The sequence below is a fragment of the Luteitalea pratensis genome, from assembly GCF_001618865.1.
Taxonomy (GTDB): domain Bacteria; phylum Acidobacteriota; class Vicinamibacteria; order Vicinamibacterales; family Vicinamibacteraceae; genus Luteitalea; species Luteitalea pratensis.
In genome coordinates this window covers 6,196,235-6,220,270 of record NZ_CP015136.1, presented here as the reverse complement: position 1 = coordinate 6,220,270, position 24,036 = coordinate 6,196,235, and the positions used below count along the sequence as shown (strand labels likewise).

Here is a 24,036-nt window from a genome sequence, read left to right as displayed (position 1 = left end):
ATGCGCAACGGCGTCTGCGTGGGTCGCGGTTGGAGTCAACCGAAGCCGGCCGTCCAACGTCCAACCCGCAGTAATCAAGAGCTTCATGCCTGCGCTAGCACTTGCCGCCGTCATCGCGCAGCAAGCACCGCCGCGAAGTCCCGACACCCCGGAAGTACCTGGCGATCTCGTCAGGATCGGCGAGCACCGGCTCTTCGTTGGCTGCACCGGCCCAACGGGCAACGGCCCGGCGGTGCTCCTCGAGGCGGGTGGCGGTGGCTCGTCTGTCGAGTGGTCGATGGTGCGCGAGCAACTTGGTCCCGGTGTGCGCACCTGTGCCTACGACCGCGCCGGCCTTGGCCGCAGCGATCAGGGACCCCCCCACGCACGATGCGACAAGAGGTGTACGAACTTCACGCCCTTCTGGACGCCACGAAGGAAACATCTCCCTACGTGATGGTCGGTCAGTCGATTGGCGGCCTGCTCGTCCGACTGTATGCAGATGCGTACCCTGGCGACGTCGCGGGAGTGGTGCTCGTCGATCCCACGCACGAGAGCGGGATTCTTGGCAGCGGGCGCTACGGTGGCATGGTACGGCTGCGGGAGAAGGCCACCGGGCGGCCCGTTCCCGCGCCACGGCTCTCGCAGACTGATGGGTCACCCCGCGATCCGGACGTGGACTACATGGCCGAGGAGTTCCAGGCCATGTTCCTGGCGCGACAGCGAGTCACGCAGGCACTCGGGCAGCGGCCCCTGATCGTGCTCGCCGCGGGAAAGCGCTCGGCCCCGCCGCCCGGTGTCTCGCAGGAGCAATGGACCGCGATCAGGGACGAGAGGGACGAGTTGGTCCGGGATCTTGCGGGCTTGTCGGCCAACTCGAGGTTCGTTCGCGTCGACGAGAGCGGGCATGCGATCCATCGCGACAACCCGGCAGTGGTCGCGCAGGCGATCAGGGACGTCCGCGACGCAGCGGTCAGCGGTTCGCGCCTGGCGCCGGCTCCGCGCTGAGAGCCTGCCGGAGGCGCTCGGCGGTATAACGATTCAGCGCCGCCGCGTCCTCGTCGCAGCCGCGCAACCGTCCGTCGATCACGAGCATCGCGATGCCGTGCGTCACCGACCATACGAATCGCGCCTGCAGGAGCGGATCGTCGGCGCGCGCGAGGCCGTCGCGCTGCAACGCAGTGAGCGCATCGACGAGCGCCCCGAATGCCGATTCCGCTTCCGCTTCGAGATCGGCATCGCGCTCGCCGGATTCGACGAACCGCCCGAACATCACGCGGTAATGCGAAGGATGATCGATCGCGAAGCGCAGGTACGCGACGCCCATCGCCTCGAACCCTGCGGCGCCGCGCCCGTCCCGCTCCCACGCCTCGAGCAGCGCCTCCCGCAGCAGGCGAAAGCCCTCGCGCGCCACGGCGGCAAGCAGGGCTTCCTTGTCGGCGAAGTGGCGGTACAGCGCCGTGCGCGACACTCCCAGTGCCGCACCGACGCCACGCAGCGTCAATCGGTCGGCACCGGCCGCGTCGATCGTCCGCAGCGCCTGCTCGATCAGCGCCCGGCGCAGGTCGCCGTGATGGTACTGCCCGGCCCGCTTGCGGCGCGGCCGTCCCGCCTTCGTCGCACTCATCCCAGCAATATCGTAACCAACGATGTTGACATCGTCAACAATAGTGGCGATAGTGATGTTGACAACGACAACATTGCGTGGAGAGCACCTCATGTTCAAGCGCCTCTGGCAGACCGGCCCCGAACTCGTCGCGACAACGGTGTTGATGCTCATCGTCCTCACGGGCGCCATTGTCGGGCTGCTGGTCGACCCGCGGGTCATCACCGGTGCGCCCGCCTGGCTCAAGCCGGCCAAGTTCGCGGTATCCATCGCAATCTACACGACGACGCTGGCGTGGATCTTCACCCTGCTTCCCGAGTGGCCTCGCACCCGGCGGGTCGTCGGCTGGGGCACGGCGGCCGCGCTGGCGATCGAGATGGTGATCATCGGTGGCCAGGCCTGGCGGGGCACGACCAGCCACTTCAACGTCGCGACACCGCTCGATGGCGTCCTGTGGGTGATCATGGGCCTGACCATCGTTGCGCAGACGCTGTTGAGCGTTGCCGTCGCGGTGGCGCTGTGGAAGCAGCGCTTCGACGACGCCGCGCTTGGCTGGGCACTTCGGCTCGGCATGACGGTGACGATCGTCGGGGCTTTCACGGGTGGCCTGATGACCCGCCCCACCGGGCCACAGATCGAAGCGGCCCGCGCGCGGGAGCGCATGACGATCGCCGGAGCCCACACCGTCGGCGCCGCCGACGGCGGGCCAGGCATGGTGGGCACGGGTTGGAGCCGGGATCACGGCGACATGCGCGTGCCACATTTCGTCGGGCTGCATGCGTTGCAGGTGCTGCCCGTCGTTGCGCTCCTGATGCGCCGCCGGCGGTTTGCCGCCACGGCCCGGGTGCGCCTGGTGATCGTGGCCGCGACGAGCTACGCGACGTTGTTCGTCATCCTTCTGGTGCAGGCATTGCGGGGCGTCCCGGTCACCACACCGGACGCCACGACGATGGCGCAGCTGGGTGGGTGGGCACTGGCAACGGCGTTGGCCTTCGCGCTGGTCCGATTCGACAAGACTCGAGTCGTACGTGATGGCGCAGCCGTCTAGCGTCCGCTGGCGGCGAACGGCTGTCGTCGCAGGCACACCTCACGAAGCCAGACGCCGTCAAGAAGGCGGTTCAGGCGCTCTTGCCGAGCGCCGCTTGCGCCAATGCGACTGCGTCAGGACCTGCTGCAAATCGCAGCTGCCCTGATCGATCGTTGGCGGCCCGGAATACCACCTCCGCCACGTCGGATTCGGTCGTCACCGTGGTCACCTGCGAAGACGCGAGGATCGGCTTCGCGAAATCGGCGTAGGCGCCGGGAAACAGGTCGTCCATGCGCGAGCCCACGTTGCTCGCAAAGCGAGTGGTCGGGCCGTAGCCAGGTTCCACCAGCTTGACTCGAACGTCGAACGCGTCGAGCTCATGCGCGAGTGATCCCGTAAACCCCTCGATCGCCGTCTTGCTCGCGGTGTACGCGGCCGCCAGGGGCATCGGCGCCAGCGTCACGCTCGACGTCACGTTCACGACCACACCCGATCGTCGCGCGCGGAACTGAGGCAGCACCGCCTGCGTCATTGCCATCACGCCGAAGGTGTTGGTCTCGAACACCTCGCGCACCGTCGCCATCGGCGTGGCCTCGAACACGCCAACGAGCCCGATACCGGCGTTGTTGACGAGGACGTCGACGGCTCCGGACGCCTCGATGGCGTCAGCGATGCTCTCGGGCCTGGTCACGTCCAGCGCCAGAATGCGCAGTCGCTCCGATCGCGGCAGGATGTCGTGGCGTGGCGTGCGCATCGTGGCGATGACGTTCCAGCCGTGCGCGTGAAAGTGGCGCGCAAATCTCGGGCGCACGCTCAACGGCATGAGTACGCTCTCATTCGACGCGGTCCTCGGGTTCAGTGAGCAGGCCCGGCGAACCAGGGAGGTCATCGAGTCGAAGTACTCCAGTGGCCCCCTGCGGCCCTACGTGAACGATCGGATTCACTTTGGCATGCTCGACGGGGCGATCGGCTACATGCGCATCCTGGCCTTCAGTGAGTACACGAAGGATGGAAGCTTCGAGAAAGAAGCGAGCGCCCTGGAGGCCGCGCTCGACGATATTTTCAAGGGCGCCGAGGGAATGAGGGGGCTCATCATCGACGTACGGGTGAACACGGGCGGAGCCGATCCTTTGTGCCTGGCCATTGCATCTCGACTGAGCGGCGCAAGGTACCTCGCCTACTCGAAAGTGACTCGGAGCAATCCGAGCGGACCATTGAGGTTCACCGAGGCGCAACAGATCTGGGTCGAGCCTGCCGCGCGCCCGGGCTATCGCGGCAACGTCGCCCTGTTGATCGGACCGGAGGCGCTCAGCGGCGGTGAGACGTTCCCGATGGCTCTCATGGGGAGAATGCCTTCGGTGACGTTCGTCGGCGAAAACACCCAGGGTGTCTTTTCGGACGTATGGGGGCGGAGGCTCCCCAACGGATGGACCTTCGGATTACCGACCGAGTTGTACCTCACGGTGAAAGGCGAGTCCTTTGATGGCGCCGGCGTGCCGCCGGCGATTCGGGTACCGGTCTTTCCCAGGAGCGATCTGGAGAGCCGTCGCGATGGGGCCCTCGAGCGGGCTATCGAAGTGCTCGGACGGCCAGGCGGACCTCGGCAAGACTAGCCTCAGTGGTGCCGCGGTGTATGGTCGGAGATGCGCTCTCGTGCCCGCGTCCGCCAACTCAGGGCAGTTCGACGATGGTGATGTGGCGGTAGGAGACCTGCGCCTTCCCGCCGCCATGGATCTGCAAGGCGATCAGCCCGGAGAGTGGAATGGCGGGGTCGTCTTCGCTGTAGTCCACCGTCTGGCGCCCGTTGAGCGTGAGGCGAATTCGGCGTCCCTCGGCGCGGATCTCGTAGTCGTTCCAATCGTCCGCCTTCACGAGCGTCGCCATCTGCGCCTGGTCTGGCCCCAGCAGGACACGATTGCGTCGCGACTCGTCGTACAGGCTGCCCCAGAACTTCTCGCCGAGGTCCGCCTGGTAGCCGGCCATTTCGTGGGCCGGCTCGCGCAGGCGCTCGCTGCGGAATTGCACGCCGGCGTTCACGAACCCGGTGCCGACCAGCTTGAACTGCAGGCGCAGGATGAAGTTGGCGTAGCGTTTCGTGGTGCAGAGGAAGTCGTTCTTCGGGACTGTCTCGGTGAGCGACCCGCCGACGAGTGCGCCGTCTTCGACGCGCCACATGCGTGCCGTGTCGCCTTCCCATCCCGCAAACGTCCGCCCGTCGAAGAGCGACGCAGCCCGCTCGCCTTGCACCGCGTCGACAGGGATGCCGGCCAGCAGGCAGGTGGCGCACCAGAGCAGAGGCGTGAGCATGGTTCGCGTCCAGTCTACCCTGCGTCGACACGAGGCACAGGCGGCGACTCAGGTCCTCGGTCGATGCGGTGAGGACAGGAATAGCTTGCCCGCGTTACCGCGGTACTGGTTCGCGGAACGAGCGCTCCACCGCGTTCATCGGGTCGGCCGACACCGGATGATCGCGCCAGAGCCAGCGCAGCATCTCGGGCAGCATCGTGCCGCCCATGCGCTGACCGTGCGTGTTGATGCCCCAGATGTAGTTGAGGTCGTAGCCCTTCTCGGTCAACGCCTCCGCCATGCGGACGTTCTGCAGGAACCAGTCACGGCGCGCATTGTACTGGCCGTCCCGTCCGACGCCGCGGTTGTCGTTGCGTCCGTCGTTGAGGAAGATCCGTAAGGGTTTCGTGTCGCTCTTCCTGATGATGTCCGGATACGCGTCGCCACCACGGATGTTCGTGTAGCTGCCGACGATGCTCAGGACTTTCCGAAACTGGTCGGGGCGCTGCCACGCCACCGTGAAGGCGGCGATGGCGCCGCTGCTGGTGCCGCCGATGCCCCGCCGCGCCGGGTCCTTCGTGATGTTGTAGTCCTTGGCGAGCGCCGGCAACAGCTCGTTGACGATGACTCGCGCGTACCGGTCGTCGAGTTCGTTGTATTCGGTCGGCCGGTTCGTCGTCTGGTCGCCCCACTGCGAAGGGTTGGGCTCAGGCTGTTCAGGCGTTCGGCCGGGATTGATGAAGACAGTGATCATCACCGGCAGTTCGCGACGGTAGATCAGGTTGTCGAGGACGTTCGGCGCCCGGGCCGAGCCGGCCATGTCGATGAACGCCTGGCCGTCCTGGAAGATCATCAGGTCCGCGTCGACAGCCGGATCGTACTGAGCGGGCACGTGGACCCAATAGGTGTGCTGCGTCCCTGGATAGGCCTTGCTGTCGGGGAGGACGAACGGGCCACGCAGCACGCCCTTCGGCACGCCCTCTCGCTCGAGCGAGTCCGGACCGAGCGTGTAGTGCGCGTTCATGTCGCGAGCCGGTGGCGGCTGCGTCGCGGGAGCGGCCTGCGGCAGCCCTTGCAGGGCGAGCACGAGCGACGAACCGGTGAACACACAGAGGGCCAGCGCGGCCGCCCGGAGCAGGAGCGTCTTGGTCATGGGAGCGTTGTCTCGAAAGTGCCAAAAGTTAGCACGAACGGCCCGCTCCCGCGCCGAGTGGAGTGGGGCTGTCTCCTAGCGCCCCACCTGTCGCTCGACCTGTCCGCTGCGCTGGCGCGCGAAACTCGACATCCAGGCGACCTCCTGTTCGAAGCGCTCGTTCGACCATGCCTTCTTCTCGTCGGTATGTGCGGCGCCGCGAATCTGGTTCGCGTGGCGGCCGACCTCGCGTTCGAGCCAACCTTGCCCGCTGGCATCGGCCTGGGTCGCGATCGCGGCACATTTGCGCAGCGCCTGGATGTACGCGTCGCGCAGGTCGCGGAACTCCATCGCCGTCGCGAAGAGAAAGTTGGCGTCGAGCGATTCGTTGACGTCACGGTCGATTTCCCGGAAGTTCACGTCCTTGTCCCAGGGCAGGAACTGGAAGCGATCGCTGGCCGCGAATCGATAGAGGTAGAAATTGTTGATGCCCCAGTCGCCGGTGAGACCGTCGTGATCCGAGAGAAAATTCTCGACGGCGAGGTAGGCAAAGAGCCGCTCGAAGTCGAAGTACCGGCCCATGGTCCGTTCCCATGAGCTGGTGGACTCGCGGGTCGTCGCCGTGATCATCTGCACGAGTGTCGAGAAGCGCTGGGCAGGTGTCTCGTTCTCGCGAGTTTCGGAGTCGAACATCTCGGCGTAGCGCAACGGGTCGTCACCGAGCCACTCGAAGTGATACGCCCCAGCCCACTCGAACTCGTAGAGATAGCCCCCATCCTCGCCGAGGGTGCGCCGCAGGAACCGCTTGTCGATGGGTTCGATCACGGCAAAGAGGCCCAGGTAGTCGTCGTTGACGTAGACGCGGGCGTGGCTCACCCGCGGCGCGGCCAGGCCCATGCGGGCGAAGAGGGCCATCGACAGGGCCTCCTTCATCATGCCGGGGTCCTGGCGGAAATTGTCCAGGACGAGGCCCTTCAACCCCGCAAACGTCTGGTCGTCGACATACTCGTCGAAGGTGATGCGTAGTCCTGGCTTGCGTGCGTCGCGACTGCCAGAGCCGCGCGACCGCACACCGGCGTTGCGGACGGTGTAACCGTTCCACGTGACGTCGGCGGGATAGAAGGTGTTCTCGAGATAGTGCGCCTGCAGTTGGCTCCAGTCGCCGCTGTGCATGGCGAGCCGGATTTCATGAACCGTGGTGTCGTCGAACACGGCGGCGGATGTCGGTTCGTCCGCCCCGCTCGCACCCGTCGCTGTGCCGAACACGAGAACGAGCACGGCCATGGCGCTGAACCTGCACAAGTGACACAGACGCATGGGGGACCCCCTTCAGTCGCGGGCACTCGCGTGCGATCCGCGCCGAGACGACATCGCCAATGCCTGACCGGACAGCGGTTGGAGGTGCGCCGACCAATGCCGTCCACTGTCTCGTAAGTCCGTTGTCAGTCCGCGACGGGAGGGAGGACCGCGGGCATGCGGCCTTAGACGGCCGCGTGCGCCCTTCAGCCGGAGCGATACGCGAAATAGTAGGGACGAAACGGACACAGCCGCGCAAAGTCGCTATCTCACGTCAGTAGCACCCCTCGGCAGACCGGTGCTAGCGTGTCGGCACCGCGAAGCTCTGGACTCCTGGCCGGGCCGCGCGCGGGTTCGCCTCTCACTCACGTCGGATCGGGCTCGTCGTGCTGCGGCACCGGACGAGTGCGTACTCGCCAGGCAGTGTGCATGCCACCCCTACTCAGGTTCTCGGAAGTGGTGGAGCTGTGCCTTGCACTTGCCTGCGCGTGTGACGACGACTACGACGACTTTGCAACCCCTGCGCGTGGCGGGAGCGGTTGTTGGCCTCCTGCTGGCTTTCCTCGGTGGCTGCGACCGACAGGTCTCGCCGCTGGCCACGACCGTCGCTCCGACGTCGCTGGGCGAACCCGTCTCGCCGGCGTCTCCGCCCAGTCCGCCTACCGCCCCTCCCGCCCCACTCAGGGAGGCGGTGCTCGTCGGGGCCGGTGATATCGCCGAGTGCGGTCAGCAAGGCGCCGTCCAGACGGCCGCACTGCTCGACGGCATTCCCGGCACGGTGTTCACGGCCGGCGACAACGTCTACATGAACGGCGCGCCGAAGGAGTTCGCGTGCTATGAGGGTTCGTGGGGACGGCATCGCAGCCGCACGTACCCGTCACCGGGCAACCACGACTACGGCACGCCGGACGCGAGTGGCTATTTCCAGTACTTCGGGGAGCGGGCCGGGCCGATGGGGCAGGGCTACTACTCGTTTGAGGCCGGCGCCTGGCACGTCGTGTCCCTCAACAGCAGCGTGGGGTGGCGCGAGGGCTCAGCGCAACTCCAGTGGTTGCGCCGTGATCTCCAGCTGGCGCAGGCGCGGTGCGTCGCGGCCATCATGCACCACCCGCTCGTGAGCTCGGGGCCCAACGGCGACAATCCATGGCTCCGCGATCTCTGGCGCGCGCTCCAGGAGGCAGGCACCGACATCGTCGTTGCGGCGCACGACCACATTTACGAACGGCATGCGCGGATCAACCTGGACGGGCGGCCAGACCCGCGAGGGGCGCGGCTGTTCACGGTCGGTACTGGCGGCGCACGCCTGTACGACGTCGGCGGGCTGCGACCGACGACCGAGGCGCGGGCCGTGGCCTGGGGCGTCATCAAGTTCGTCCTGCAACCGGGAAGTTACCGGTGGGAGTTCCGGTCGGTCGAGGGCATCCTGGACTCGGGGCTCGACACCTGCGACTAGCTTCATTCTGTGCTCGCCCTGACGGTAGAAAGGAGCGCATCGGCGCGGTTCACCCTCGAACCGGCAGAGCAACTCGCCCGGGCGCCTCGGCGACCGTGCGCCCACCTCCGTCCTGAATATTCAGTCGGGCAGGTCACCCTCGTGCTCGACTGGCATGCTTCGCGCTGAAGGGCGATCCGCACCGCAGGCTGCGCTGGTATTCGGGACAGTGACGGTACGTTGCGGCACAAAGGCGCAGCGCCGTTGCGTCAAGCTCGGAGATGAGCGTCACGACAGTCAGTCGCCGGACTCGCGGCCCAGCCACAGCAGAAATCGGATCAGGCCGGACAGCGCCATCGTTGCTGGATACACCATCAGCGGCAGGATGAATCCGATCTGGACGTCCGGCTGGTTCGTCACGGCATCGGTTGTCACCGCCGTCACGAGAAACAGCACGAAGCAGCTCGCGGCCGAAACGAACGCGCCGCCCCACCACGATGGTCGACGGATGTTCACGAGCGGATCGATGAATGAGAAAACGGTCATCGCGTAAGGGCCGATGATCGGCGAAGCGTCTCGCCAGGTGATCATCGCCGGCATGCTGACGAGCGCAATCACGAACGCCAGGCCAGCCGACGTGCGAACGAGGCCGAGGGGATGGCGGAGTTGCCCAGCCCTCGCCCTGAGATCGATGACGAATCGCCGGCCCATCTCGGGGTCGCCAGCATGGGCGAGCCGCAGCCCGCCGAGCAGCGGGATCGCGCTGAGCAGCAGGAAGCCCACCAGAATGACCACGTTGGCGCCCAGAGACAGCGTGTCGTCCGTGACCGCGCCGAGCACGACGATGGCGTCGAACAGGAACGCGCCGAGCGCAATGGCCAGACCCAGCATGGCCAGCCACGTCCGGCGCTTGCGTTGCGGCCGAACGTCCTCGGTGTCTCTCGTCGTCTGGGGCGGCTGGACTGGCGTGTTGGTTTCGGTACCAACCGGTGCACCGGCGATGGTCGTGCCGCGAGGCTCGATCTCCGGCGGTACGGCAGTCGCGGCGATATCCAGCGAAGACGCGATCGGCGGGGCTGCTTCGACGACGCCTGCAACCAGTGAGGCAGGAGCGGACGTACTGGACTGTGGCAGCCCTCGCACGTCATCGGTGATTGTCTGGTCGCGCGCGGCGCCCCGTACAGCCCGGCGAATGAGCAGGACGCCGCCACCGAACGGCACCGATCCCATCAGTAGCAGCATGACGACGATGCCGGCCGCACCGCCGGGGAAATCGGCGTACTCAGGCTCCGCAATCGTCTGGATGATCGGGTAGCCGAACAATCCCCACGCGAGCACGATCAGGACCACGCCCCCCGACGCAGTGATGAACCGCATCGCCGTGCCCATGGCGGCCTCCTCGCGAACGGCCATGATTGTGCGCGCCGAACATGCCGACGCCGCCGAATGTGTCGTGCGATGCGGAATCTGTTCCTGTACCGCCTCCCTCGAGCCCGCTCCCTGACGTCGAAGTGGATCGACCTGCGCGGGAGCGGATCTACGGCAGGGTCACGTACGGTGCGAGGAACGACCGCGCACTCTTCGTGTCCAGCCGGTACGCCACGCTGGTGGCGCGGCACACCGTGTCACCGGTAATCGTGATCGACACGATGTACGTGGTGCCCTGGTACGTGAAGAACTGTGGGCCGCCAGAATCGCCGAAACAGGTGCCGCCGTCGCCGGTCGCAGGGTTCTGCGAGTAACGGATGTATCCCTTGTTCAGCGCATTGAAGCTGGAGAACGAGTACATGCGCGGTATCGGGTTCATGTCCTGGAAGAACGGCCTGCCGCCGCCCACGACGCGGTTCTGCACGCCGTACCCGACGTTGGTCACCGACGCATCGTCGAAGCCGTCGGCCTTCACGATCTCGTCGAGCAACGCTGCGGGCGCCAGCGTCGCCGGCGCGATGCCGGCCGTGTCCTGTGAATTCAGGAGCAACACGGCGATGTCGCCGGAGTCGTTCTGGGCCTGTGTGTAGGCCGGGTTCGTGACCACTTGCTGCACCTCGATGAGGTGTGTCGCCGGACTCGTCTGATCGCCGAACCCGATCGGGCTGTCGAAGCTCACGTGCGCGGTGTAGCCAAGCGCGGCGAGCTCGTGCTCGAAGAAAGCCGTACAGTGACTGGCCGTCAGGAACACGTCGGGAGCGATCAGCGTGCCGCTGCAGATGGGACTGATGTTGCCCGTCGTCGGAGACCTGACGATGAACGCGCCGGTGTTCGAATAGGTGCCGTCCGTGTCGACGAACCCGTAGGTGACCGCGAGCAGGGACGCTACCGGGGAAACGGCGAGCAGTGCCAGAGCAATGGCTGACGAGCGACTGCGCATGGCCGACCTCCAGGTTGGAGAATGACGTCGAAGGCGATCCTACTGCAATGCGGGGTCCGTTCTCGGGAATCTCACGCCCGGGCGCAATCTCGACGATGAAGCGCTCGGCTGACGCACGGTGCCGAACCTGCGCGCCGGCCGAGGTGCACGGTCATCCGGGCAGGAGACAGTCTGGGCTCATCGCGTGTCCTCCCTGTTGGCGGGCGTGATCGTCAGGTTGCGGACGTGCGCGATGCAGTGGACGCATGGCGAGAGGGCGACAAGACCCCTGGCCTCGGTCGCCCATCTTGAGGTCGTTGACGATCAGCGTCGGCTGTTCCTGGCCATGCACCTAAAGGCGTGCGTGCGCACCGCGCACTTCGATCCTGTGTGCGGAACCGGACTACCTCTTCTGGCTCGCCGACGGCACCAGGCCATTCAACCGGAGATAGACCGCCATCTGCCCGTAGGCGTCCCACGCATGGCCGACGACGAAGCTGATGATTCGCGCGCGACGACGGTCCGAGGAACTTTGGCGGTGCCGGCGGCTGCTGAAGCAGCGTCTGATCCGACTGCTCCTTGATCAGGGCGATGCCGTAGTCGAACGAATCGTCGAGCGCCTTCAACGCCGCCTCCTTTGTCGTCGCTTTCATGTCGATCGTCTGACGGGGCCCGAGCACCGAAACCCTCGCGGTACCGACGTGCCGGTGTGGCGCACGGACTAGAGCGGGTCGCTCACGAGACTGGCGCCAGTGCAGAGCGGCGCGATCGAGAAGCCACGGTCGCGCAATCGTGGGACCAGCGCGCGGACGGCGTCAGCGGCACGACGGCGGTCGGCTTGCGGATCGTCGTGGTGGCCGTCGTGGATGACGATGATGTCGCCGGCCGAGGCACGTTCGGCCAGCCGGGCGGCAACGCTGACGCCCTCGGGCTGCTGCCACCAATGCCAATCCCACATGCCCCAGCTCCAACCCACGAGCGTGTAGCCCGCCTGGCGAAGCCCTTCGTACATGGTGACACTCCGCCACCCCGCGTGCGGGCGGAACACCGCGCACGTGGGTCGGCCGGTGATCTGCGTGATGCGTGCCGCCGCCTGCTGCACCTCGCGTGCGACTCGCGACGGTGAAGCCATCATCAGGCGGCGAGATCCGGTGTGCACGCCGATCGTGTGCCCGTCAGCGGCCGTGCGCCGCACAATCGCTTCCGTGTCTGCCGTGATCTGACGGTCGATGACGAAGAACGTGGCGCGCACGTCGCTTTCACGCAGCGCATCCAGGAGCGGGGGAGTCCAGCGCGCGTTCGGTCCATCATCGAACGTCAGGTAGACCGTCGGCGGCTCACCGTGGCGAGGCATGACGCGCCAAAGTGATCTGTACCGTGGGGACGCTTCCAGCACGGACGGCGCCGGCGCGGTATGCGCCAGCGCCGCGACTGCAAGGATCAGCGCCAGGCAAGCGATGAGCATGGCAGGAATTCACAAGAATCGTACGGACCGCACGGCGACGTGTCATGTACTTCTCCTGACATCTGCGCGTACGACGTTGCCAGCTCGGCCGGGGTGGTCGCCATGTCACGTTTCGGGACCCTGTGCCGTCTTGCCGTCAGGACGAGGAGAAGCGGCATGATGAAGTGGACACTACACAAAGCGGTTGCCAGGTTCGAGCGGGACTGGAACTACGACGCCAGCTACATGCACGACATGATCGACGCGAGTCCGCGCGCCGCGTGGCTCTTTTCGCGGGTCACCGCCCTCGGGCAGTTTCGGCGTGACATCCCCGTCGAGGCCTGGTGCGCCGCCGGCATCACCGCGGTGCGCCATGAGGACTGCGGCCCATGCACGCAACTCGCCGTCACGATGGCGGAACGTGCCGGGGTCGATGCGGCGGTGCTGCGCGCCGTGCTCGCCGACACCCCCGACGCGATGCCGCCGGACGTCGCGCTCGTGTGGCGGTTCACCCGCGCCACGCTCGCGCACGAAGGCGACGCCGATGAGTATCGCGAGGCGATCGTGAAGCGCTGGGGCCGCCGCGCCCTTGTCAGTCTGGCGTTTGCGATCACGGCCGCGCGCATCTATCCCACCGTCAAGTACGCCCTGGGCCATGGCAAAGCCTGCATGCGCGTCGTCGTCGGCGGGACGCCGGTGACGCTCGACCACGGTCGCGTGCCGGCGCCGACGGGTGTGGAGGCGCGCACGGCGTGAGTGACACGAACGCGAATTCGGATCCGGCCGCGAGCTTCGAGCCGTACCGCCGGCGCCTGCTCGGCCTCGCCTATCGCATGCTCGGCTCGATGGCCGATGGCGAGGACGCAGTGCAGGAGACCTACTTGCGCTGGCATGCGGTCGACCGCGACAGAGTGGTGGAGCCCAGGGCGTTTCTCATGACCACGACGACGCGGATCTGTCTCGACATGCTGACGTCGGCGCGCGCACGGCGCGAGGAGTACGTCGGTCCGTGGCTGCCGGAACCGGTTGTCGACACGGCAGCGCTCGCGCCCGACAGCCACACGGAGCTGGCCGAGGACCTGTCGATTGCGCTGCTCCTGACGCTCGACCGCCTGTCGCCCCTCGAACGCGCGGCCTTCCTGCTGCACGACGTGTTCGAGTTCTCGTTCACCGAAGTGGCAGGGGCGCTGGAGCGGAGCGAACCTGCCTGTCGACAGCTTGCCGCCCGCGCCCGCGCTCACGTTCGAGCGTCCCGACCGCGCGGCACGAGCGCACCGACTGGGCGCCCTGGCGAGATCGATGAAAAGCATGCGCAGCTCATGTCCGCATTCGTAGCCGCATGCCGGTCCGGCGACCTGGATGCGCTGATGCGGATGCTCGCATCCGACGTGCGCGTCGTGACTGACGGCGGCGGCAGGGTTGTGGCGGCGCTGAACGTGCTCGAGGGCGCCGATCGCGCGGCACGCTTCCTGGTGGGCGCGACGCAGAAGGGGTGGCGCGAGTACTTCACGCTGCGCTTTGCCACGATCAATGGACTGCCCGGCATCATCGTGGACGGGCCTGAGGGGCCGGTGCAGACGTCGGCGTTCGAGATCGACGACGACGTGGTTCGGGCCCTCTACGTGGTGCGCAACTCGGACAAGCTGCGCCACGTCACGGCCGCGTCACCACCCCGTCCACTTGACGGTTGAGGGGAGGCGTGCCTGCTGGTGCGGTGTCCAATCTCACTCGTCCCGGAGTGCGGACATCGGATCGGTGCGTGAGGCGCGCACGGCCGGCACGAGACACGCCGCCGCACTCGTCACGACCAGCACGCAGGCCGCCGCGACGAAGGTGACAGGATCGGTCGGCGTCACGCCATACAGCTCGCCGCGAATGAATCGGCCCAGCAACGTGCCCACCCCGAGTCCTGCCACGAGGCCCAGCCCAACGAGGGACAGTCCCTGCCGCAGGAACAGGAGCAGTACGTTCCGTCGATCACCGCCCAGTGCCAGGCGGATGCCGATCTCACGGGTGCGATGCGTTACCGCACCCGCGAGCAGTCCGTAGAGCCCGATCGCGACGAGCAGTAACGCCAGCGCGCCGAACAGCGTTCCCAGCACCGCCAGCAACCGCTCGCGGCGGAGCCCCTCCTGGACCCGCTCGTCCATCGTCTGGATTTCGACGACGGGCACCTGGGGATCGGCCTCCCGGAGCGCGCGGCGGACGGCAGCGATCAGTGCTGACTCGGAACCCTGCCCGCGCACGGCGAAGGACCCGAAGCCCATCTCGTCCGGCGGCAGGTACGTATAGGCGACACGTTCGATCGGGAGTCGTGGCCCTCGATCGCGCGCGTCTGCGACGACGCCGACGATCGTGTGTGGACGGTCGCCGTTACCCGCGAAGGCGAACCGGCGGCCGACGACGTCGAGGCCATGGAAGAAATGCCTGGCGAATGATTCGTTGACGAGGGCCGATCGAGTGCTCGCGTCGTCGGATGGGTCGAGATCGCGGCCCCGAAGCAGCGTCAGGCCCCATGTCTCGATCACCCTGGGCCCGACGCGGTGGTATCCGGCCGTGCGTAGCATGGGCGCGGCCGACTCGAACCCGGGAGCCTCCACCAGACTCGTGCCGTCGAGCGCGCCCGGGGGATGGTTCGATCGCGTCACCGACGTCACGCCCGGCAGGGCCTCCAGTCGTGTCTTCACCAGGTCGATGTACGACGCGGCGCGAGTTGAATCGTAGCCGACCAGTTGCGGTCGCACGCTGAGTGTCACCAACTGCTCGCGGCGGAAGCCGTCATGGCCGTGCAGGATGTTCTCGAAGGTCTGCAGGAGAAGCCCGGCTCCAATCAACACCGCCGTGGCGAGGGCGACCTGGATCGGCACGAACAGGCGGGCCAACCCCGCCGCGGCATGACCGCCTGCCGCATCGCGCAGCACGCGTTGGGGAGGAGTCCGCACGAGGTGCCAGACCGATCCGAGCGCGAGCAGCACACCGGCTGTCACCGCGACGACCAAAGTGAACGTCAGCACAGCCAAATCGGGAGCAAGATCGACGGCGCCAATGCCCGCCTCGCCGGCCCCGAGGCGCAAGATCGTCGACCCGCCCCATCGTGCGACGAGAAGACCCAGCAGTCCGCCGGCGGCCGACAGCACGAGGCTCTCGGTGAGCAACTGGCGCGCGAGGCGCCATCGGCCGGCGCCGATCGCGAGCCGCACGGTGAGTTCGCGCTGGCGTCCCGCCGTTCGCGACAGCACCAGCGTCGCGAGATTCGCGCACGCGATGAACAGGACGATGCCCACGACGGCCATCAGGATGCGCAGTGGCCGGTCGAGGTCGCGGCGAAGGGCCGACGCCCCACCGGCAGCAGCCGGTTGCACACGGAATTCGACGCGTCGGAGATACTCGCGCACCGGGCCGGCAATCGCTCCCGGCACCGAGGCCAGGAGGTGGTCGATCGTCCTCCGGTAGATCGGCTCCAGGCCGGCCTGCGTCTGCGCCAGCGTGACCCCGTCCTTGCGTCGACCGATCATTCGTAGCCACCAATTACCGCCGTTGGCGAGACTCTCTCTGCCCGCAAACGCCGGTGCGCCAGTGCCCATCGCCACCGTGATGTCAGGAGCCCCGCCCAGCGTGACGCCGCGGAACCTGGCTGGCGAGACACCCACGACGATCCCCGTCTGTGTGTTGAGTCGGAGCGGTTGACCGACGATGCGCAAGTCGCCGTTGAAGCGTCGTGCCAGTAGGCGTGGCTGAGGACCACGGTTATCGGCGCGCCCTGGGCATCGTCGGCGGCCGTCAGCAGTCGCCCGTGCGCCGGCGCGACGCCGAGGATGTCGTACATGTCGCCGGTGGCAAGGAGGGCCGTCGCCAACTCGGCGTGGTCTTCATGCACCACGTTCAGATCCGGAAGCGGCGCAAAGGCAAAGAGACCGGAGAGAAGGTCGTTGCCGTCGCGGAACATCAGGAAGCCTGGATAGGAGGTCTCGCACGAGAAGTCGTCCGGCTTGTTGGCATCGACGCAGCCCACCTCGACCAGCGCGTCGGGAGCCTTCACTGGCAGCGAGTCGAGCAGGACACGATGCACGAGGGTGAACATGGCCGTGTTGGCGCCGATGCCCAGGGCCAGCGTCGCTATCGCGATCAGGGCGAAGCCGGGACGGTGTCGGACATGCCGTGCGGCGTAGCGGATGTCCGAGAGCGCATCGGACAGCCATCGTATCGCCCGCGCGTCGCGGTGCATCTCTTTCGTGCGATCGATGCCGCCCAACGCGAGTCGCGCCGATCGGCGCGCCTCCTCGGGCGCCAGCCCACGACGACCGAACTCGTCCTCGAGCAGTGCCAGGTGCGCATCGATCTCGCGGGCGAGATCGGCCTCCAATCGCGACGGGCGAACGCCGTTGAGCAGCCTCGACAGCCATCGACGAAGCCCGGCGATCACTGCGCGTCATCCGTGAGCAGCCGGTTCACGAGCGCCGCGGATCGCTGCCACCATTCCGACTGCTCCGCGAGGCCCCGTGTGCCGGCCTTCGTGATCGCGTAGTACTTCGCCTCGCGGTTGTTCTCCGTGGTCTGCCAGGTGCCCTTGATCCAGCCCTTCTGCTCCAGCCGGACCAGGGCGGGGTACAGGGTGCCCTGGTTGAGCCGAATCGCATCGTCTGCAGCCTGCTCGATTCGTGCCGCGACGCCATAGGCGTGCTGCGCGCCCATCGTCGCGAGGACACGCAGCACGATGATCTCGAGCGTGCCCGGCAGGACGTCGACGCGTGGCGCGTCTCCACTTGGTGGCATAGTGGAGAGGATCGACCGGCTTCACTTGTTCGTCAAGTGGAATCTGACGAACGTCCACTTTACAGTTGGCAAAGGTGGAGCCCCGGCTCGACCGATGGCCCGGTGTTAGGATGCGCGGCGTGACCAGCATCATGCGCCTGGGATCCGACCTTCGTGCTCTGGTTGTCGTCTCGGCCCTGATCGCAGTCTGCCTGGTGGCGGCGATGACGGCCCAGGCGCCTCCGCGGCGGCACGTCCTGATTGTGGTGGACGGCCTCAGGCCCGACTACGTCACCGCCGACGTGATGCCGCGTCTTACCGCGCTCGGCAAGCGGGGCGTTGTCTTCACGAAACACCATGCGGTGTTCCCAACGGTGACTCGCGTCAACGGTGCGTCCTTTGCGACTGGCGCCTACCCCGGCACGCACGGTCTGATGGGCAACAGCGTCTACTTTCCGCGCGTCGATCCGGCGCGGTTCCTCGACACCGCGAATCGGCAGGCCTTATCCCGTATCGCCGAGGTCGAGGGCAAGTTGCTGACGGCGCCCACCCTCGCCGAGGTCCTGCAGGCGGCGGGCAAACGGATGTTCGTTGCAAGCTCCGGGTCGCCAGGCTCGGCGATGCTCAACGATCCAACCGTGGCCGGCGGTGCGGTGGTGCATCCGGAGTTCGTGATCCCCGAAACACTACGTGGTGCCCTTGCGGCACTTGGCGACCCGCCGGCCGGCGATGGGCAGGCCATGGCACGCGACCGTTATGCCGTGGACGCGTTCCTGAAGGTCGGGCTGCCGCGCGTGAGTCCCACGGTCAGCGTGCTCTGGCTCGTATCGCTCGACTCGACCGCGCACTCGAAGGGAATCGGCGGTCCGGAAGCAGTCGCGGTGCTCGAGCATCTCGACCGCGAGATCGGCCGCGTCGAGGACGGCCTGAAAGCTGCGGGCCTGCTCGATGCGGTAAACATCTGCGTCTCGTCTGACCACGGCTTCTCCACGCACACGGGCGCGGTGGACGTCTCCGCGATCCTGAAGCCGTACATGGGTACGATGCCAGATGGCACACCACGCATCGTCGCCAGCGGCGGCGCGATCCATGTGCGCGATCGCGACGAGGAGACCGTGGCCGCCATCGTGCGCGGGTTGCAGCAGACGCCTGGCATCGGGCCGATATTCACACGCGCAACGCAGACTGGTTCCCTCGATGGCCACGTGGCCGGCACGCTGTCGTTCGACGTCGTGCACTGGCAGCACGATCGGTCGGCGCAGATCCTGTTTTCGCCGGATTGGTCGGACGCACCGAACGCGCACGGAGTGCGGGGCTCGGTCATGGCGGGCGGCACCGCGGGGCACGGCAGCTCGAGCCCATGGGACGTCCACAACACGCTGATTGCTGCCGGCCCCGATCTCGGGCGCGGCCTGACCATTGACGCACCGAGCGCCAATGTAGACCTCATGCCGACGTTCCTGACCCTGGTGGGCCTGGCAATCCCACCCTCAGTGCAGGGGCGCGCCCTCGACGAGGCATTCGCCGCGCGTGCCGCAGGTCCAGCCCGGCGATCCGCCACGACCACCGATCACACGGCGCGCACGCCCGATGGGCGCTACGCGGTGACGGGCGAGCTGTCCATCGTTCGCGTCGGCGATCGCGAGTACCGCTACTTCGACAGCACGACGGTCACGCGGCGATAATCGGCGGTCGCCGTCGCTGACCGTCGACCAAGGTCGACGGCTACGCAAACCACAGTCCGACGGCCGCTGCCGCCGATCGCGCCCGGTCTCACCGTGTAGAACCGGACTGTTGGTCAGGGTTCACTCTGAATCTGAATTTCGAACCACGACGGCCGTCGCTGACCGTCGACCAAGGTCGACGGCTACACAACCACAGTCCGACGGCCTCCACTGTCGTGGCGTCAGATGCCGGCGTACCACGACCAGCCGTAATGGAGGTACCCCGCAGGGCCGTGGTCCTCGAAGGTGTCGGTGACGACGATGCGGTCGATGTACTTCACGCTCTTGTAGCCGATCTGCGTCTCCACGCGGAGCCGCAGCGGACCGCCGTGCGGGATCGGCAGCGGCTGCCCGTTCATCCCGTAGGCGAGCAGCGTCTGCGGGTGGAGCGCATCGATCATGTCGATGCCGTCCCCCAGGCCGTCGAAGGCGTGGAACTGGACGAACCGCGCGTCCGGCAGCGTGCCGGCAGCGGCCAGCACACGACCCAGCGCCACACCCGTCCACTCCGCGATGGCCGACCAGCCTTCTTCGCACGTGTGCCGCGTGATTTGCGTGCGGCTGGGGAAGCGCTGGAGGTCCGCCAGCGAGTACGTGCCGGGCCTTGCAACGCGTCCTTCGATCGACACGCGGTAGTCGCGAAACGCGCCGGCTCGCAAGCCGGCGTAACGCTGACCCAACGTCGCCGCCAGGGGCTGGCTAGGGTCCGCGGGGTTCGTGGTCCCGATCGCGGGGAACGAGGAGATGTGCTCACGCCCGTACTCACGCGCCAGCCCGTGTGGCAAGAGCGCGCGGTGCGCGGCGTACGTGAGGTTGTCACCCATCCGCAGCAGGTGCCCGTACGTCGGTGGCAGTTCACCGCGACTGCAGCCTGACAGCAGTACACCTCCCGCGCCGGCGAGAGCCGTCACGATCATGTCGCGCCTGGTGAGGATCGCTCGCCTTGTCATCATCGGTCACCAATCGTCATCGCGCGCATGTGCTGACGGAATCCCGTTGCCACCACCATCACCACGTGCACCAGGAGGAATCCCATGAGCGCCATCCACACCCCGAAGTGAATCGTGCGCGCCGATTGCATGCCGCCGAACAGCGTGAGCAGGAACGGAAAGGCCGTCGTCACTGCAGGCGACATCGTGACACCGGTGAGGCCGGCAAGCGGCAGCAAGAAGACGATCACGAACGTGTAGGCGATCTTCTGCAGCGTGCCATACGGCGAGCCGGCATCGCGCCGGACCGCGAAGCGAACGTGGCGCCGCACGTCCTCGCTGAGGCGCGCGGGCGCCAGATCACCAGCGGCGGGCACTATGCGGCGTCGAAGGTGCCCCGTCAGGACACCCGCCGCGAGGTACGCAAGCCCCGTAAGGGTGAGCAGCCAGGCCGTGAGGAAGTGCAGGCTGCGCCCCCATGCATTTTCGTTGAACAGGGGAAACGTGCGGCTTGCCGACACGGGTGAGCCCGTGCGATCGAAGAACGGCGTCACCGACGCCCACCCGCCGTGCCGGTAATTGGGGCTGATGGGCAACTCGATCAGGGCAGGCGTCAAGCCGTTCCCGACGTCACCCCAGTACAGTCGCGGATGTGCCATCAGGATCACGAAACCCGTGAAGGCGAGCACCAGGATGCTCACGGCCGCGACCCAGTGGGCGCATCTCGTCCACGCGGGATGGTGCGACGACGCGTGCCTGGCGCCATCGACAGACATGGCAGTGGCTGGACTTCAGCTGATGATACGCCCGGCACCAGAAAACCTCGGCGCCGGGCGGTCGTCCCCGAGGACGCAGGGAGCTCACTGGGGCCAGTGGCCAAGTGCACGACGGACCAGCACGAGCTGGCCGACGTGATAGGCCGTGTGGTCGGCGGCCAGCAGGATCGCACGCAAGTACGTCTGCCGTGAGGAGCCCGTCGGCACGGGCTGCGTCAGGTCCTCCACCGTGCGCGCGATGGCCTTCAATGCCTCGCGGCCCTGGAGGTACGCCGCGACGCTGTCGGCCCACGCGGTGGCCGTCGGCGGTGCGGGAGTTCGCGGCCAGTAGTCGCCCGGCCATGCCTTCGTGTGCTCGTACGCCGCGTTGTTGCAGAACTCGACGATATCGTCCTGCGCAAGGCGCATGTGTTCCAGCAACTCCCAGGGCGAGTGCGGGAAACCGTCTGCACGCGCACCCTGGCTTGCCAACGGGATCCCATCGACGGCCTTGTCGAACGTGACATGTGCATCCTCCCACTCGAGGACGTCGGCAAGGTGCGCACGAAGAGCGCTGGTGAGTGAGGGCATGACCGCGATCGTATGGTCATCGCGGCTGACGGGGCAACTCGTTCAGGCGTCCCTCAGAGCCTCGCTTGGGTTGAGCCTGAGCGCGCGCATGGCAGGCCCGATGCAGGCGAGCAGGCAGGCGACGAGCATGACGGCGCTCGTCAGTCCGAGGTACCCGCCGAAGAGCGCGATGTCTTCGAAGGGCTGGCCCGACGGGCCCTGACCAAGGGCGAGGGCTATCAGCAGCAGGGCAGTTCCGCCAGCGATGCCGCTCGCCATGAGCATCACGGCCTGCGACAGGATGCCGGTGAGGACCTGACGCGGCATGGCGCCAAGCGACACACGCAGTCCGATCTCGCGCGTCCGCCGAGACACACTGACCGAGGCGAGCGAGAAGATGCCAAGCGCCGAGAGGAACAGGACGAGAGCCGTCACCGCGACCTCCGCTGCGAGGAACACCAGCAGGAACGTATCGCGGATCCAGTCCTGCATCGGCTGTACGTCGGGCACGAGGATGCGCGCATCGACCGTCGTCGCCATGAGCGGCAGCCGAGCGGCGAGCGCAGCCGGAGCACTACGCATACGCACACTCATCAGAAGGGGAGACATGGCTCCTGCAGTCGCGGCGTGAAACACGGACGGTTGCTCGTCGCCCTTGTCGTCAGGGTCGAGGTCGAAGTCACGCACGACGCCCACGATCTCGTACGGGGGCTCAGGCGCGGCCGCGTCAGCCACGGCCGACGACGCCGGGTACCGCAGGCGAGCCCCGATCGGTGAACCATGACCGGCCTCGCGTGCAAACGCTCGCGCGAACGCCTCATTGACGATGACGGTTCGGGCCGTGGGAGACGAATCGCCCTCGTGGAATGGTCGGCCGGCGAGTATCGGCCTGTCGAACACGTCGAAGAACCGTGGCATGACCGCCGATGTGAGAACGTCGCCGTCGTACACCGGTGTGGCGCCGCGAGAGGACTCCACCGTTGCAAATCGCCTCGTCGCACCGGCCCCGGGGACTCGATCGGCAAATACGACCGCCGCGACGCCAGGTTCTTGCTCGACGCGTCGCGCAAGTGCCTCGAACGTCTCCGTCCGGCGTTTCTGGAGCTCCGCTGTCGTCTCCTCGTCGAATGGGCGGTCCAGATCGATGCGCGCAGACAGATACTCCCGACTGGGGAACTCTCCGCGGATGCGGATCTTCCGCGTTGTCTGGCTTGCGCTCTCCATCGCGGCCGGGATGCCCATGGCGGTCAGCGCGACCTGCGCGATCATCGCGCCCGTCCACAGGCGACCGAATCGCAGCGTCGCCCGACCGGTACCCAGGTTCGCGAGATGAGGCTGCAGACGCGCGCGCGTGACCCGCAGCGCCGGAAGCACGGACAGCATCACCGCGCTGACGACCGCAAGACCACCGGCATACAGCACCGTCGAGGGATCCAGGCCAGGCGCCATCCAGAACGGTGCGCCTCCACTGCCGCGATTGACGCTTTCGATGCCCCACGCCAGCGCCCGATCGACAGCCAGCAGACCAATCGCCGCCGACACGGACGCGAGCACGAGCGCTTCCATGAAAAGCTGGCCGATGATGCGGGCCCGGCCCGCACCGAGCGCCGCACGAATCGCGATCTCTCCCTCCCGTGTCGCGGTCCTCGCGTACACCAGCGTGCCGACGCTCATGCAGGCAATCGCCAACACCATCAGCACGGGCAGATTCCGCGTGGCAAGCGCCCCACCATCGAGGAAGTCCGTGGCTTCGCCGAGCCGTGTCACGGCCGGCCGGAGATGCTCGTGCGTGGCCGGGAACGCCTCGGACGAGCGCTGGCCGAAGGCGCGCACCTCCGCATTCGCCTGCTCGAGCGTGGTCCCGGATGCGAGCCTTCCGATGACGCTGATCGGGGCACCCTCGAGCGGCTGGTACGAAGCGCGCAGCGCCAGCGGTGCCCATGCATCGTGGTTGAACGGGTAGCCGAACCCTTCGGGCATCACGCCAACGACGGTCGCCGGTGCGTTGCCCAGCCGCACGACCAGCCCGAGGACGTCTTCTCGACCGTTGAGGTAGCGCTGCCAGACGTCGTAGCCGAGCACGACCACGCCCGGCGCACCGGGCCGTTCGTCGGAGTGCACCAGGCCGCGCCCGAGCAGCGGCGGCACCCGTGTCGTGGCCAACGCGGCGACCGTCAACTCCGCAATCTGGATCGGTTCCGGAGCAGCGTTGCCGACGATCAGGTTCCGCGTGTCCGTGCGGTACGCCCCCAGATCCTCGATGGTCGCGAGTGCGTGCCGCCACTCCTGGAAGTCGTGCAGCACCCGATGTTCGGGCGCATTCGTTCGCGCATCTTGCGTCTCGATCGTGACGATGCGGTCGCCTTCAGGCAGCGGGATCCGCGGCGACAGGATCTTGCCGGTCAGGTCGTACCAGCCGGCGCCGATGCCAATCGCAATGGCGATCGCCAGTCCGCCCGCAAGCGTCAGGCCCGGATACTTGAGCAGCATCCGGAAGCCGAGCTTCACGTCGAGCGACAGGCCGCCCAACCACGCCAGTCCGCGGCCCTCACGTAACTCCTCCTTGTGCTTTTGGACGCCCCCGAATGCCGCGAGCGCCTGCCGACGTGCTTCATCGGCAGCGAGACCTCTGCCCCGCATCAGATGGTCAGCTTCCATCTCGATGTGGAACCGGAACTCGTCGTCCATCCGCGACTCGGCGGATCGGCGAGCGAACAACAGGCGCAGGCGCGTGCGAGCGCTATCGAGCCATTGCAT

23 protein-coding genes are annotated in these 24,036 nt (G+C 67.1%); 7 read left to right on the top strand and 16 right to left on the bottom strand.

The features are described 5' to 3' along the window. Positions 1–94 precede the first annotated feature (94 nt). Positions 95–364, bottom strand: a complete 270-nt coding sequence (locus LuPra_RS32635; RefSeq protein ID WP_162271258.1) for a hypothetical protein — start codon at positions 362–364, stop codon at positions 95–97. Positions 365–369: 5 nt separating this feature from the next. On the opposite strand from LuPra_RS32635, the gene LuPra_RS26265 reads away from it, so the two are divergent. Then, positions 370–987, top strand: a complete 618-nt coding sequence (locus LuPra_RS26265; protein ID WP_234800563.1) for an alpha/beta fold hydrolase — start codon at positions 370–372, stop codon at positions 985–987. Here the strand turns inward: LuPra_RS26265 and LuPra_RS26260 are convergent. Then, positions 953–1,606: a TetR/AcrR family transcriptional regulator gene (locus LuPra_RS26260; protein ID WP_162472835.1), complete on the bottom strand. Its 654-nt coding sequence runs from the start codon at positions 1,604–1,606 to the stop codon at positions 953–955. The two genes, LuPra_RS26265 and LuPra_RS26260, sit on opposite strands and share 35 nt — an antisense overlap. 91 nt (positions 1,607–1,697) lie before the next feature. Here LuPra_RS26260 and LuPra_RS26255 point away from each other — a divergent pair, with 91 nt between their 5' ends. Next, a complete protein-coding gene (locus LuPra_RS26255; RefSeq protein WP_162472834.1) occupies positions 1,698–2,633 on the top strand; it encodes a hypothetical protein in 936 nt (311 codons plus the stop codon). 70 nt (positions 2,634–2,703) lie between these two features. Here the strand turns inward: LuPra_RS26255 and LuPra_RS26250 are convergent, their stop codons facing one another. Continuing rightward, positions 2,704–3,435, bottom strand: a complete 732-nt coding sequence (locus LuPra_RS26250) for an SDR family NAD(P)-dependent oxidoreductase (protein WP_110173503.1) — start codon at positions 3,433–3,435, stop codon at positions 2,704–2,706. Here LuPra_RS26250 and LuPra_RS26245 point away from each other — a divergent pair. Next, a complete protein-coding gene (locus tag LuPra_RS26245; protein WP_110173502.1) occupies positions 3,434–4,225 on the top strand; it encodes a S41 family peptidase in 792 nt (263 codons plus the stop codon). The genes LuPra_RS26250 and LuPra_RS26245 overlap by 2 nt on opposite strands. A gap of 58 nt (positions 4,226–4,283) precedes the next feature. Here the strand turns inward: LuPra_RS26245 and LuPra_RS26240 are convergent, their stop codons facing one another. From LuPra_RS26240 to LuPra_RS26230, 3 genes are all read right to left on the bottom strand, one after another. Then, a complete protein-coding gene (locus LuPra_RS26240; protein WP_110173501.1) occupies positions 4,284–4,919 on the bottom strand; it encodes a 3-keto-disaccharide hydrolase in 636 nt (211 codons plus the stop codon). 94 nt (positions 4,920–5,013) lie between these two features. Next, a complete protein-coding gene (locus LuPra_RS26235) occupies positions 5,014–6,051 on the bottom strand; it encodes an alpha/beta hydrolase (protein ID WP_110173500.1) in 1,038 nt (345 codons plus the stop codon). 75 nt (positions 6,052–6,126) lie between these two features. Further along, positions 6,127–7,314 carry a CotH kinase family protein gene (locus tag LuPra_RS26230; protein WP_157899708.1) on the bottom strand — a complete coding sequence of 396 codons (1,188 nt, stop codon included), beginning with the start codon at positions 7,312–7,314 and terminating at the stop codon, positions 6,127–6,129. A gap of 502 nt (positions 7,315–7,816) precedes the next feature. Between LuPra_RS26230 and LuPra_RS26225 the strand changes: the two genes are divergently transcribed. Then, positions 7,817–8,779 (top strand): metallophosphoesterase family protein, encoded by a 963-nt coding sequence (locus LuPra_RS26225; RefSeq protein WP_157899707.1) that lies wholly within the window; start codon positions 7,817–7,819, stop codon positions 8,777–8,779. A 276-nt stretch (positions 8,780–9,055) separates the two neighbouring features. Here LuPra_RS26225 and LuPra_RS26220 read toward each other — a convergent pair whose 3' ends face one another. From LuPra_RS26220 to LuPra_RS26205, 3 genes are all read right to left on the bottom strand, one after another. Next, the gene (locus LuPra_RS26220; RefSeq protein WP_110173497.1) at positions 9,056–10,171 is read right to left on the bottom strand and encodes a hypothetical protein; all 1,116 of its coding nucleotides are present in this window, start codon (positions 10,169–10,171) and stop codon (positions 9,056–9,058) included. 124 nt (positions 10,172–10,295) lie between these two features. Continuing rightward, the gene (locus LuPra_RS26215; protein ID WP_110173496.1) at positions 10,296–11,126 is read right to left on the bottom strand and encodes a trypsin-like serine protease; all 831 of its coding nucleotides are present in this window, start codon (positions 11,124–11,126) and stop codon (positions 10,296–10,298) included. A 700-nt stretch (positions 11,127–11,826) separates the two neighbouring features. Further along, positions 11,827–12,570 (bottom strand): polysaccharide deacetylase family protein, encoded by a 744-nt coding sequence (locus LuPra_RS26205; protein WP_110173494.1) that lies wholly within the window; start codon positions 12,568–12,570, stop codon positions 11,827–11,829. A gap of 156 nt (positions 12,571–12,726) precedes the next feature. Between LuPra_RS26205 and LuPra_RS26200 the strand changes: the two genes are divergently transcribed. Together LuPra_RS26200 and sigJ are read left to right on the top strand one after the other, a co-directional pair. Further along, on the top strand, positions 12,727–13,305 hold the full coding sequence (locus LuPra_RS26200; protein ID WP_110173493.1) for a hypothetical protein: 579 nt from the start codon (positions 12,727–12,729) through the stop codon (positions 13,303–13,305). Then, positions 13,302–14,240 carry an RNA polymerase sigma factor SigJ gene (gene sigJ / locus LuPra_RS26195; protein WP_110173492.1) on the top strand — a complete coding sequence of 313 codons (939 nt, stop codon included), beginning with the start codon at positions 13,302–13,304 and terminating at the stop codon, positions 14,238–14,240. Before LuPra_RS26200 ends, sigJ begins: the two co-directional genes overlap by 4 nt. Positions 14,241–14,273: 33 nt before the next feature. On the opposite strand, the gene LuPra_RS26190 is transcribed toward sigJ, so the two are convergent. The 3 genes from LuPra_RS26190 to LuPra_RS26180 are packed head-to-tail and all read right to left on the bottom strand — an operon-like array spanning position 14,274 to position 17,322. Then, the gene (locus tag LuPra_RS26190; protein WP_162472832.1) at positions 14,274–16,064 is read right to left on the bottom strand and encodes an FtsX-like permease family protein; all 1,791 of its coding nucleotides are present in this window, start codon (positions 16,062–16,064) and stop codon (positions 14,274–14,276) included. Beyond that, positions 16,061–16,972, bottom strand: a complete 912-nt coding sequence (locus tag LuPra_RS26185) for a permease prefix domain 1-containing protein (protein ID WP_110173490.1) — start codon at positions 16,970–16,972, stop codon at positions 16,061–16,063. The genes LuPra_RS26190 and LuPra_RS26185 overlap by 4 nt, the downstream gene beginning before the upstream one ends. Beyond that, complete coding sequence (locus tag LuPra_RS26180; protein ID WP_110173489.1) at positions 16,969–17,322, bottom strand: PadR family transcriptional regulator; 354 nt, start codon at positions 17,320–17,322, stop codon at positions 16,969–16,971. Before LuPra_RS26180 ends, LuPra_RS26185 begins: the two co-directional genes overlap by 4 nt. A 119-nt stretch (positions 17,323–17,441) precedes the next feature. Between LuPra_RS26180 and LuPra_RS26175 the strand changes: the two genes are divergently transcribed. Continuing rightward, positions 17,442–18,986, top strand: coding sequence for an alkaline phosphatase family protein (locus tag LuPra_RS26175; protein WP_157899705.1), 1,545 nt, complete (start codon positions 17,442–17,444; stop codon positions 18,984–18,986). A 221-nt stretch (positions 18,987–19,207) separates the two neighbouring features. Here LuPra_RS26175 and LuPra_RS26170 read toward each other — a convergent pair whose 3' ends face one another. The 4 genes from LuPra_RS26170 to LuPra_RS26155 all read right to left on the bottom strand — a co-directional run bounded on the left by LuPra_RS26170 (position 19,208) and on the right by LuPra_RS26155 (position 24,036). Next, entirely contained in the window at positions 19,208–19,978 is a 771-nt protein-coding gene (locus LuPra_RS26170) for a molybdopterin-dependent oxidoreductase (RefSeq protein ID WP_110173487.1), read from the bottom strand. Beyond that, the gene (locus LuPra_RS26165) at positions 19,975–20,730 is read right to left on the bottom strand and encodes a cytochrome b/b6 domain-containing protein (RefSeq protein WP_110173486.1); all 756 of its coding nucleotides are present in this window, start codon (positions 20,728–20,730) and stop codon (positions 19,975–19,977) included. The genes LuPra_RS26170 and LuPra_RS26165 overlap by 4 nt, the downstream gene beginning before the upstream one ends. Before the next feature lie 84 nt (positions 20,731–20,814). Then, positions 20,815–21,300 (bottom strand): DinB family protein, encoded by a 486-nt coding sequence (locus LuPra_RS26160; RefSeq protein WP_110173485.1) that lies wholly within the window; start codon positions 21,298–21,300, stop codon positions 20,815–20,817. A gap of 42 nt (positions 21,301–21,342) precedes the next feature. After that, positions 21,343–24,036 (bottom strand): ABC transporter permease, encoded by a 2,694-nt coding sequence (locus tag LuPra_RS26155; protein WP_110173484.1) that lies wholly within the window; start codon positions 24,034–24,036, stop codon positions 21,343–21,345.